This window comes from Thermomonas sp., from assembly GCF_025993755.1.
Taxonomy (GTDB): Bacteria; Pseudomonadota; Gammaproteobacteria; order Xanthomonadales; family Xanthomonadaceae; genus Thermomonas.
Genome location: NZ_JAMQHN010000161.1, coordinates 1 through 11345, shown reverse-complemented (window position 1 = coordinate 11345; position 11345 = coordinate 1). Strand labels below are relative to the sequence as shown.

At 63.9% G+C, this 11345-nt stretch carries 7 protein-coding genes; 2 read left to right on the top strand and 5 right to left on the bottom strand.

What is annotated here, in order from left to right; all coding sequences use genetic code 11:
• Window positions 1-12: 12 nt before the first annotated feature.
• From Q0X16_RS11825 to Q0X16_RS11815, 3 genes are read right to left on the bottom strand one after another with little or no spacing between them, the layout of a single operon-like run.
• Window positions 13-3174: an efflux RND transporter permease subunit gene (locus Q0X16_RS11825; RefSeq protein WP_297834658.1), complete on the bottom strand. Its 3162-nt coding sequence runs from the start codon at window positions 3172-3174 to the stop codon at window positions 13-15.
• Window positions 3175-3186: 12 nt separating this feature from the next.
• Window positions 3187-4752, bottom strand: a complete 1566-nt coding sequence (locus Q0X16_RS11820) for an efflux RND transporter periplasmic adaptor subunit (RefSeq protein ID WP_297834655.1) — start codon at window positions 4750-4752, stop codon at window positions 3187-3189.
• A complete protein-coding gene (locus tag Q0X16_RS11815) occupies window positions 4749-5951 on the bottom strand; it encodes a TolC family protein (protein ID WP_297834652.1) in 1203 nt (400 codons plus the stop codon). Before Q0X16_RS11815 ends, Q0X16_RS11820 begins: the two co-directional genes overlap by 4 nt.
• Window positions 5952-6157: 206 nt before the next feature.
• Here Q0X16_RS11815 and Q0X16_RS11810 point away from each other — a divergent pair, with 206 nt between their 5' ends.
• Entirely contained in the window at window positions 6158-6475 is a 318-nt protein-coding gene (locus Q0X16_RS11810) for a hypothetical protein (protein ID WP_297834649.1), read from the top strand.
• 516 nt (window positions 6476-6991) lie between these two features.
• Here the strand turns inward: Q0X16_RS11810 and Q0X16_RS11805 are convergent.
• Together Q0X16_RS11805 and Q0X16_RS11800 are read right to left on the bottom strand one after the other, a co-directional pair.
• Entirely contained in the window at window positions 6992-9097 is a 2106-nt protein-coding gene (locus Q0X16_RS11805) for a HAMP domain-containing sensor histidine kinase (RefSeq protein WP_297834646.1), read from the bottom strand.
• Complete coding sequence (locus Q0X16_RS11800; RefSeq protein ID WP_297834644.1) at window positions 9072-9746, bottom strand: response regulator; 675 nt, start codon at window positions 9744-9746, stop codon at window positions 9072-9074. The genes Q0X16_RS11805 and Q0X16_RS11800 overlap by 26 nt, the downstream gene beginning before the upstream one ends.
• Before the next feature lie 208 nt (window positions 9747-9954).
• Here Q0X16_RS11800 and Q0X16_RS11795 point away from each other — a divergent pair, with 208 nt between their 5' ends.
• The gene (locus Q0X16_RS11795) at window positions 9955-10995 is read left to right on the top strand and encodes a hypothetical protein (protein ID WP_297834641.1); all 1041 of its coding nucleotides are present in this window, start codon (window positions 9955-9957) and stop codon (window positions 10993-10995) included.
• Window positions 10996-11345 lie beyond the last annotated feature (350 nt).

The following is an 11345-nucleotide window of genomic DNA, read 5'->3' as shown; positions in this document are numbered from 1 at the left end:
ATTTGAACCTCCTTAACCATCGATGAGGGTGTCGGTAGAGCAGCGGCGCCGAGTCTGGCCGCTGGCGAGTTCGTCACGCACCGCGCCGAAGCGCAGGTAGAGCGCGGGCACGACGATCATGTTGAGCACGGTCGAGCTGATCAGGCCGCAGAGGATCACTACCGCCATCGGCGCCTGGATTTCCGAGCCTGGCTGCCCGGCGGACAGCGCCAGCGGCACCAGCGCCAGGCCGGCGGCGAGCGCCGTCATCAGAATCGGGATCAGGCGCTCTTCGGCGCCGCGCACCACGGCCTCGCGGACGTTCGCCACCAGGTCGTGCTCGGCCAGGTGGTGGATGTGGGCGATCATCATCACGCCGTTGCGCGTGGCGATGCCGAACAGGGTGATGAAGCCGATGATCGAGGCGACGGTAACGACGCCGCCGGCCAGATACACGCCGACCACGCCGCCGACGATCGACAGCGGCAGGTTGAGCATCACGAGGAAGGCGTCGCGCGCTGTGTGGAAGGCGACGAACAACAGCAGGAAGACACCGACCACGACGGCGGCGCCCAGCATCATCAGCACGCGCGAAGCCTCGGCCGCCGATTCGAACTGGCCGCCGAACTCGATGTGGTAGCCGGCCGGCAGCCTGACCTCGCCGGCGATCTCCGCCCGCATCTCCTCTACCACGCTTTTCAGGTCGCGTCCTGCGACGTTGGCCATGACGACGATCTTGCGCTGCACGTTTTCGCGATTGATGAAATACGGGCCGCGGTCGTTCTCGATGTCGGCCAGCGCGGAGAGCGGCAGGCGAGCCCCGGACGGCGTGGTCACCAGCGTGGCGCGGATCGCGTCGAGGCTGGCGCGCGTAACCGGATCGTAGCGGACCACCAGGTCGAAGCTGGCCTGCCCCTGCAGGACCTTGCCGACGACGAGACCGTTGAATGCTGCCTCGATGCTTTCCGACAGTTCCGCCGCCGACAGGCCGTGGCGCGCCAGCGCGTCGCGCCGGTATTTCACCGTGAGGAAGGGAATGTCGGTCTGCTGCTCGGGCTGCACGTCGACCGCGCCTTCGACCCGCTGCATGACGCCCTTGACCGCTTCGGCCAGCTTGCGCAGTTCGCGCTGGTCGGCGCCGAAGATCTTCACCGCGATGTTGGCGCGCGTGCCGGAGAGCATGTGGTCGATGCGGTGCGAGATCGGCTGGCCGACCACCACCTGCACGCCGGCCAGCCTTGCGAAATCCGCGCGCAGCGCGGCGAGAAATTCCTCCTTGCCGCGCTCCCTCATCCTCAGGCTGACCTCGATTTCCGACTGGTGCACATCGAGCGCGTGCGGATCGAGCGGCGAACGCCCGGTGCGGCGCGCGGTGGCGACGACCTCGGGATGGGCGAGCAGCACCTCCTCGACGTTCTGGCCCAGTTTGGCCGATTCGGCCAGCGCCGTGCCGGGCAGCGTCTCGACGCCCACGGTCAGCGTGCCTTCGTTGAAGTCGGGCAGGAAGGACTGTCCGGCGACGGCGAGCCCGACCAGGGCGGCGGCCAGCAGCGCGCCGCTGGCGGCGGCGACTACCCGCCAGCGCTCCAGCGTGGCGTCGAGGAGGCGGCGGTACGTCCCACGCAGCCGGACGACGAAGTGCGGCTCGCGATGACCTTCGATTTCCTTCGACTGCCCGAGGAACAATGAGGCAAGCACCGGCGTGATGGTGATCGACACCAGCAGCGAGGCGAACAGGGAAATGACGTAGGCCAGTCCCAGCGGCACCATCAGCCGGCCCTCGACGCCCGAGAGGAAAAACAACGGCACGAACACCAGCATGATGATCAGCGTGGCGAAGACGATGGAGCCCTGGATCTCCTTGGTGGCGAGGAATACGACATGCAGAGTCGATTCGCGCTTCGACTCGGGCTTGTCGTGGTTCTCGCGCAGCCGCCGCACGATGTTCTCCACCACGATGATCGCATCGTCGACCAGGGCGCCGAGCGCGATGGCGATGCCGCCCAGGGTCATGGTGTTGATCGTCGCCCCGAGCGCCTTCATCGCCAGAATGGCGGCAACGATGGACAGCGGCAAGGCCACCAGGGTGATCGCCGTCGAGCGCACCGAGAGCAGGAAGGCAAAGACGATGGCGACGATCAGGATCGCCCCGTCGCGCAGCGCCGCCAGCAGGTTCCGGATCGACACCTCGATGAAGTCGGCCTGGCGGAACAGGCGTGTCTCGATCTTCATGCCGGCCGGCAGCGAGGCCTGGATGTCGGCCAGGGTGCGGTCGAGCACGCGCGTCAGCTCCAGGGTATTGGTCGCCGGCTGGCGCTGGATGCCCAGCACCACGGCGGGCTTGCCGTTGGTCGAGCCGATGCCGCGAAAGACGGCGGTGCCGAGCCCCACCTCGGCGACGTGGCGCAGCAGCACCGGCTGGCCGTTCTTCACCGCCACCACGGCTTCGGCGATGTCCTCCACCGTGCGCACGCGGCCGATGCCCTGGATCAGGTATTCCTGGCCATTCTCAGCATAGAAGCCCGCCGCCGCATTCCGGTTGGCGCCCCCGGCCGCCTTAACCACTTCGTCGATGGTCAGGCCGTAGGCCGCCAGGCGCTCCGGCTTCAGCGTGACCTGGAACTGCTGCAGGTCGCCGCCGATGGGCAGCACCTCGGCCACACCCGGCACCGCCAGCAGGCGTTTGCGCAGCACGTAGTCGGCGGTGTTCTTCAATACCACCGTCCCGCCGTCGCTGACTTTTGCCGGATCGTCCCAGGTCAGGGCGATGAACATGATCTCGCCCATGATGGAAGCGGCCGGCGCCATCACCGGCGCCTCGATGTCGGGCGGCAGCGCCGCCTTCGCCAGTTGCAGTTTTTCGGCGACGATCTGGCGCGCCAGGTAGGCGTCGGTTCCCCAGGCGAACTCGACCGTGATGACCGACAGGCCGATCTTGGTCGAGGAGCGCACGCGGCGCACGCCCGGCGCGCCGTTGAGCGCGGTCTCGATGGGGAAGGTGACGAGCGCCTCCATGTCGACCGGAGCCATGCCCTCGGCCTCGGTGACGACGGTGACCGTGGGCGCGGTGAGGTCGGGGAAGACGTCGACCGGCGTGCGCGCGGTCTCGACGCCACCCCAGACGAGCAGCAGCAAGCTGCCGACGAGGACGAACAGCCGGTTGCGCAGCGACCATTGGATGATGTGTCCGATCATGATCGCCCTTCCTCAGTGCGCATGGCCGACGGCGGCGGACATCGAGGTCGACAGGCGGATCAGGTACGCGCCTTTGCTGACCACGCGCTGTCCCGGTTCGAGGCCGTCGAGAATGGCGATGCGCTCGCCGTCGCGGGCGCCCACGCGCACGATGCGGCGCACGAAACTTTCGCCGCCGGTCTGCACATAGACGACCGACGTGCCGCTTTCGTCCTGCACGCTGCCTGCCGGCACCAGCACGGCTTCGATCCCCTCGCCGGCATAGAGCCGGGCCCTGGCGGTCATGCCCAGGCGCAGGCCGCCGGGATTGGCGAACTCGAAGATGGCCGGCACGGTGCGCGTGCCGGCATCGACGACGCCGCCGACGGCAATCAGCTTGCCGTTCCGTCTCGGCTCAATGACGAAGGGCTGGCCGAATCCGTCCACTGTGAACGATGCTCCGCTCAAGGTGTCCATGGTGCCGAGCTTGCCGATCTCGCTTTCCGGCACGCGCGCTTCCAGCCACAGCCGTTCCGTGTTGGCGACGTGGAACAGCGGAGCGCCTTCGGCGACGAAGGCGCCCGGCGCCACGGCAACATCGGCCAGCGTGCCATCGATGGGCGCGCGGATGGCAATGCCGCCCGTTCCGCCCAACTGGCCCAGCCGCGCCTGCGCGGCCTTCGCTTCGGCCTCGGCCATGCGCTCGCCGGCGCGCGCCTCAAGCAGGCGTTTCTCGGGAACGGCTTCGTCCTTGAACAGCGCCTCCATGCGCTCGCGTTCGCGCCGCGCCTGTTCGAGCGCGATCTTCGCCTTGCCGGTCGCCGCTTCCAGCGTCGCCAGGTCGGTCTCGCCGCCGAGGCGCGGTGCGAGGGTGGCCAGCACCTGGCCTTCCTTGACCGTCTGGCCGACCCGCGGAAAGGCGCTGGCCGGACGCAGCACGCCGGCCGCCGGCGCCGTCAGCAGCGCCTCGCCGTCGGGCTGCGCCTTGATCGCCGCCGTGGCGGCGACCGAGGACCGCGCGCGGCCCTTGACCGCCTCGGCCGTGGCGAAGTCGATCTTCCACTGCTGTTCCTTGGTGAAGGCGATACCTTCATCGTCATGGCCGTGGTCGTGCTCGGCTTGCGCCGCCTTGGCATCGGCGAAGACCGTCACCGGACCGAGTTCGTGGGCGATGTTGCCTGCCGGCGTTTCGAGGATCAGCGCCAGTACGCGTTCCCCTCCGGACTTGGGCGTCACGGCCGGCTTGAAGATGCCGGGCACGGCCGGGGCGTCGGCGACGAAGCGCTCCTCCGGCGCATTGCCGCCCGCGAGCACGACGATGAGCCTGCCTTGCGTCACCGGCTTGAAATCGGCGAGCCAGGTGAAGTGGACGATGAAGGTCGCGGCTTGGCCGACGGCGAGGCTCGGGAATTCGACGAAGAGCTCGGTCCTGTCGCTGAAATGGGTGATTTTTTCACCTGTCGGGCCATGGTCGGCATGGCCGGCGGCTTGCGCGGGCGCGCCGTGGTCGTGGCCGCCGGTGCCGGCGTTCTTGTCGCCGCAGCCGACGAGCAGCAGTGCGGCGATGATCGCCGCGAGCAGTCTGGATGAGGTTTTCATTGCGGGAAGCTTCCGGTCAGTTGATCGAGATCGATGCGCGCGGCGCGGGCCTTCCATTCGAGATCTAGGGCCGTCAATTCGGCTTCGAGGGCACCCTTGTAGGCATCGAGCAGTTCGAGGACGGTGGATTCACCGGCGCGATAGGCGCTCTCGGCGATACGGACGAGGTCGGCGGAAGGCGCCAAGGCTTCGTTGCGGTAGCGGGTGGCCGCCGCGATCAACTGCGTGACCTGACGATGCAGGCCGAGCAACTCGCCTTCGGCCTGTTGCCGCGACAGACCGAGTTCAGCGCGGGCTGCCAGCGCTTGCGCTGCGCTGCGTCGATCCTTGGCCTGCTGGCGGTCGAACAACGGCAGGTTGACCGACAACACCAGGAGAGGGCCGCTGTCGCGCACGGGGCCATCCTCCACCTGCTTGCGACCGATGCCGACCGTCAGTTCCGGCAGGTTGTTCCGGGCGACCGCGCTGTCGCTTTGCGCGGCCTCGGCGCGTGCAGACAAGGCGGCGAATTCGGGGCGCGCAGCGAGTTGCGCCTGCAAGCTGGCCAGGGAAGGAGGCACCTCCGGCAGCAAGCGCCCTTCGACGTCGGTGCCGACTTCGCGGCCGATCAGCGCGGCGAGTCGGGCGCGGCCGCGTTCCCGTTCGGCGCGGGTTTCGGCCAGCCTCGCCTCTGCGCTGCGCTGTTCGCGGGCGAGCCGGCGGCGGTCGTAGCCGGATACCTCGCCGGCCCCGGCCAGCTTGGCGACCACGCGGTCGATGGCCGAGAAGCGCTCCGCCCAGGCAGCAACCGCACGCGTTTGTTCCTGCAGGCGCAGGAATTCATGAAACGTACGGCGCAATCCGGCAGCACGTTCGTTTTGCCGGGCGCGGTTGTCGGCCTCGGCAGCGCGGACACGATGGCGCGCCGCCGTCTCGCGCAGGCCGCGACGCCCGGAAAGATCCAGCGTTTGCGACAGCTGCCAGGTGCGTTCGCGGGAAGCGCCGGTCTTGTCCTGCCCGAATTCCAGCGTCGGATTGCTCCAGGTGCCGGCTTCGATCACTTCCGCTTCGGCCTCGCCGAGTCGGGCTTGTTGCAGTTCTGAAAATTCCGGGCGGGCAAGGCCCAGGCGGAGCGCTTCGCTTTCGGTCAGCCCGGCCGACCAGGCCGGGGCGGTCAGCAAAGCCAGCAGCAGCGTCAATGACGAACGATGGTGTTGCATCGAAATCCTCGAAACGGAAAGTTTGGATTTCGACGGGACGCGCACCCGCCATGGCGGGCGCAGTGCGGCAAATCAATCGGTCAGGATAGTGTCCCGTCGACTCAGGCGACGAGGACGGATCTCGGGGGACGTTCGAGTCGGACAGGGGTGACCGAGACAAAGGACTGCCGCGGGGAAGCCGCCGCGACAGCCGGCTCGGGGGGGAGATGAACTTCGATCTGGGCCGGCAACATCAAGGTAAACAGCGGGTGGGCGTGGGAATGGTTGTGGTCGCTGCCGCTCGGCTGCTTGGGATCGCCGTTGCCGACCCCACCGTGATCTTGGTCATGCACGTGCTTGTGATGCCCGAAATGCTGACCATGCTGGGCATGGCCATCAACGCTGTCGCATACCCCGGACGCCGCCGCGTAGGCGGCATTGATCGGGATGACGAGTGCCAGCAGGAGGATCCAAAGCAAGCGCATGCCACGTACTATATCAGAGAAACTCCATCGGACATGACGCAGGCGCACAGCCCAGGGTGACGACCGTCATGTTGGAGACCGACGAGTCAGAAGCAACACCAGCGCCGCCGCGCCAAAAGCCGCGCCGGCGGCGAAGGTGAACACGGCACGATTCGGGCGATCGGGGGGAGTGCGGGGCAGTAGTGGTAAGAAACAATAAAGTCTGTCGGAGAGGTGCTACCTAACTCATTGATTTATTGTGCCTCGAAAATTAACATAGACTCTCAAAAATCCGTCGAAGTCTGCGATTTATTCGTTATGCATTTACCGAGTTGCAATATAGTCTGTCGAGGCCAATAAACAAGCGGATCTCCGATCCTCGGCCCCAGCCGACTTTGAGCCTACGGTCTGAGTCGGGCGGTAATATTTCGCTTACCACCCGTTTAGCTGAAAATCGTATAGAACCAGAGCGTCCTTATCCTACGTTCGTGCTTCCGATCCCGAGCCCCTGGTTGGCATCCAACGGCGGACCAAGTAGGCTTGTAACGTCCACTGCAGAGGGGTAATGGGGTGTGGCAATTCACCATCTCAAGGGGACTACCCCGGCACAAGATTTACCACGATGGCGACCCCATTCGGTCGGTTTTCGGCATGGATGGACCCGCCGAAGCTCGTGACGTATTGGCTGGCAGCATAGAGGCCGATTCCCTGGTTCGACTCCATATCGCGTGAGGTTTCGCCGAACAGGAAGATCTTTTCCGGGTCGGCGACATGGGGGCCTTGATTGAACACCTCGAACGTCACTTTCTGGTGATCGTGCAGCGCCAGACGCAGCTCGACCGCCGTGCTCGGCAAGGTATAGCGCTTTGCGTTATCAAGGAGGGCTGCCAATACCTGGTCCAGCAGGATGTCATCATATCGAGCAAGAACTCCGTTCTCCGGACCTACGTAGGCAAGGCGAAAATCTACTGAGCTTAGGTTGCCAACATAGGCTGACAGCGAAGCAGCCAAGTCGTGTGCCGCGAGACGCGCGGTGTCCCTGGAGGAGTCGATCTCGCGTTTTTCCTTCAGAAGGTCCATCGTGCGCCGAATGCGCTCCAGCAGCCTGCGCGACTCCTCGTCGAGCTGATCATTCAGCAACAGCGTGGCCACTGGAGACCGAATCTCGTGCGCTATCAGGCTCAGGCTCTGTTGGTGTTGTGCAATCGCGGCCTCTGTGCGCTCCAGCGACCTGGCCTTCCTTTCCACCTCGGCGCGGATACGCCGGTCCAGATAGCTGATGACCCGGCCGATGGTGCTCACCTGGTCGCGCCTTCCCTTGTACTTGTCCCGCACGTCGCCGTGCCGGCGTTTGGCCAAGACCATGGCATCTGCGGTAATTGTGCCGACCGTACGGGCCACATAAAAGATCAGGAGCGCAAGGTAGAGGACGATCAGCATAGCGAAGCTCAGCAACGCGATCACCCGTGCGGCCAGGTCAGGAATGACGTTGCCGGATGAGCGCAATTCCGCAACCAGGGTGCCAGTAACCTGGCTCTGGATCGTCTGGGCGACTCGGATGGTTTCTCCCTTGAGTAGGTCGGTGATCCGATTGCCGATTCGCTGCATGATTCCCGGTGCCGCCTCAAGCCCTGGAGATTCCAACGCCTGTGATGACCAGAAAAGTGGTCCCGCGTCACTTCCCTTGCGGACGTCTAGGATGGCTCCGGAAGGCACCGAGCTCAGGTAGGCCTGCGCCAAGGACGCCAGCGCCGCGCCTTTTTGCGTTTCCGAGATGATGATGGGAGTAGCGTTCGATCGGTGGATGTCCAGTCCGATGCTCATTCTCTTCAAGCCCGCATCGGGCCATCCATCGAATCGCTGATTGAACGCGGCCGCATCGATGCGCATGGCAATCGTCACATAACGCGCGCCTTCCGGCTGCTCCACCCGTTCGATTGCCTGGCCGCTAACCAGGGGGGTCGGCTTGCCGCCCTCAGCATTGAGAAAGCCCGCAATCTCATACAGGCCCTCAAAATGCGCGGGATTCCGCCATTTGGCCTCCGCCGGAAGGCTGGGGATTTCCAGCACCAGCCGTAGCGTGGTCGGAGACGCCCCGCCGGACCGGAAGCGCAGTCGGATGAGATCGCCATCCTTCAGTGATCGTCCTCTTCGATGCGGGGTTACCTCGCCCGTAGGGTATTTGATGATTGCATACACGTAGCGTCCGAATGGGTCGTTCTGCACGGTGGCAAAGCACGCCTGCACGGTATTCGGCGAGTGCTGATTCGCTTCGTCGATATCGACCGGGTACTCCAGGATGCAGGCGCGCGGCTGTTCGGTACGGACGAGTTCCTTGCGAAAGGTTTTGATGTTCCCCTTGGTCAGAAAATAACCAAAGAACGGCTTGCCCACGGTGGCAATCTTCAGAGTCCGCCGCGCTTGCGCATAGTCGACGGGGTTGTCGAGCAGCGATGAGCCGTCCGGTTCGCGCGTCGTCGTGAGGAGGAATTCCACCAGCTGGGTGCGCAGCCCCGCCACTTGCAGCTGCTCATCCTTGTGCCGGACGGCCCGGAATATATCGAATGCCGCCCAGGACAACAGCAAGAGCAGGATCAGCAGCGCCGCCGTCGCGCCAAGGGTGAAGCTGTAGCGCTTGCTGCGAGATTCCGCCCAGTCGCGCCAGCGCCGCCACCGGTTAGCGTTCCCAGACGTAGGCGCCACCGGAACAATGTATTTTGTTGAAATCCGGGTCGACATCCTCGAACTTGCGCCGGATATTCATGATGTGCTGGGTGACCGAATGAGCCCCTCCGCTTTTCAGTACCTCCCCGAGCCGGGCCAGATCGACCCGTTTACCTTCGGCATGCCAAATCAGGCTGACGATGCTCAGTTCCGTCGGGGTCAGCCGGATGATTTTGTTGCGCCAGCAGCAACTGCGCTTGTAGGGGTCGATGGCCAGTTCCGGCGGCAAATTGTCCCCCGCGGTAGCGTCGCGATTCCGCCATTGCAGCGCCCGCTCGACATGGCCCAGCAGCACGGCATCGACGATGGGCTTGGTGATGATATCGCTCGACAACGCGACGCTCACCTCCCCGATGACGTCACGCGTATCCCCGGTCACGATGATCGTTTGGCACCCTCCGGTCGAAAGTGTCTTGACATAGTGAATACCTTTCAACCGCCCGGTGGTCGAGGGGCTGAGCTGGAGATCCACCAGCGCCACGTCGTATCGGTGCTGCGCGATCAAAGCATCCGCTTCCTGTTCGTTCGCTGCACTATCGACATGGACGTCTTCGATCTGCCGGACCAGGGCGAACAGGCGATCACGCATCGCCTGTTCGTCTTCAATGATCAAAATCCTTCGCGGCATTGACACCCTCCTGTGCCGATCCTGAATTTAAGGTTATCACGGTGGCAATCATGATTTGTCCCCACTTGGTTCAGAAATGCTGACCGGAATCAGGATTCCTTGATTTGCCGTCATCCGTGTCAGCAAAGATGAACTCCAGGGGGGATGTTTCTTGACCCGCACGTCCTCAAAATGCTGACATCGAAAACCTATTTGAAGGGCCTCACCCATGAACCCGCAGACCGCCGAACTCTTGTATCAAATTGGCGAGAATCTGGACCTTGGGATGTTCCCCTCCGTATCCGACGGCGGCCTTGTTTGGCCAGCACGGGCCGACGTCGTTTTTCAACCGCCTGGCTTGGAGATCCAAAATGGACAAACACCCTCCGCATCACAATCATGGCAAACCGGAGCACCCGGAGCACCCGGAGCATCCGGAGCATCCAGCACCCCACTGCCCGCCGCACCCGGAACCGCCGGTGCCGCATGGACGGCCGGTGCCACCCCATCGATCTCATGCCGCGTACATGGGCTCGCCGAGTGGGTGCGGGCGTTAGCGGCGGCCTATCCCGGGACGGAAGCGGCAGAAACCAGGGAGGCGCTATGGCTGCGAGTTCCCGCCTCTCTTCTTCCACGTCTCGGGTACCGTGCAGTCTTCGTCATCGCCCTCCTTCCGGGACGCGGCATCGAGCGCGGCTGGGCTTTTTGGGACCATGGCATCTGGGGTCTCCAAGGCATCGGGCCGCGGCACACGAATTATGGCGACGCTTCGATTTGCGCTTATGATTCCCGCGACGGCACGTGGAATTATGGCGACCCCCTCGTGGCCTTGCTTGATCTTTTCGCCGTATGGGCTGTCCGCCACCTTTTCTTTAGCCAGTTTGGCCGTTGGCCCGGACCTCAAGCCTCATTCAGTCCGTTTGAACGGCTGCGGGAATATCGCGACGACGAACACTGTGGTTGCGCTGCCCCCAAGGGGCGCTATGCCGACTGCTGCAAGCTGGGCGACCTCCGACTGGTTACTGGAGCCATAAGCGAAGTGCTTTCTCAAGCACTGATGCCGCGCGCCATTCCAGCTGCGGTTTGCTCTTTTGCCAACGACATGATTCCCCCACATATAACCTACGATGGTGTGTTCCCGACATTCCTCATGAGTCGGGGGGGCATCGCAAACCGTAACCCCTCAATGACCATACAGGTCGTGAGATACCCAGTCGGTTATTACTCTAACTACACTCAGAAATCAGCCGCTGATCCACCGAGACGGTGAATATCTATTGCGGTCGGGAGTGTAAGTTCGCCAGATCAAGAATCTGACGTTCGGTGCAATCGGAACACTAATGATTGGCGCATTGCCGCCCATGCTGTCGGCAGGCTGTACGGCCGCGGCCGAATTAGAGACGATGGTCACAGCCCGGAATTCGGCCTTGCTTCCGTATAGAGGGACCTTATTGAATAGCCGGTATTCGATAAGTTGCAGATGCCGACGAAGTGCTCAGATTGGACGGAGCAGTCCGACAATTATTTCTTCATCGACATCAGCCCGCGCAGCATTCGAATAGCCCCCCGCATTGACCTCGCCGGCGTGTTGCCGAACCCCATCAGCAGGCCTTGCTGTTT

Coding starts and splice junctions, on each gene's coding strand:
- Q0X16_RS11800 (WP_297834644.1), bottom strand. CDS start 9,746: ATGCCGCGAAGGATTTTGATCATTGAAGACGAACAGGCGATGCGTGAT.
- Q0X16_RS11825 (WP_297834658.1), bottom strand. CDS start 3,174: ATGATCGGACACATCATCCAATGGTCGCTGCGCAACCGGCTGTTCGTC.
- Q0X16_RS11795 (WP_297834641.1), top strand. CDS start 9,955: ATGAACCCGCAGACCGCCGAACTCTTGTATCAAATTGGCGAGAATCTG.
- Q0X16_RS11810 (WP_297834649.1), top strand. CDS start 6,158: ATGAACTTCGATCTGGGCCGGCAACATCAAGGTAAACAGCGGGTGGGC.
- Q0X16_RS11820 (WP_297834655.1), bottom strand. CDS start 4,752: ATGAAAACCTCATCCAGACTGCTCGCGGCGATCATCGCCGCACTGCTG.
- Q0X16_RS11815 (WP_297834652.1), bottom strand. CDS start 5,951: ATGCAACACCATCGTTCGTCATTGACGCTGCTGCTGGCTTTGCTGACC.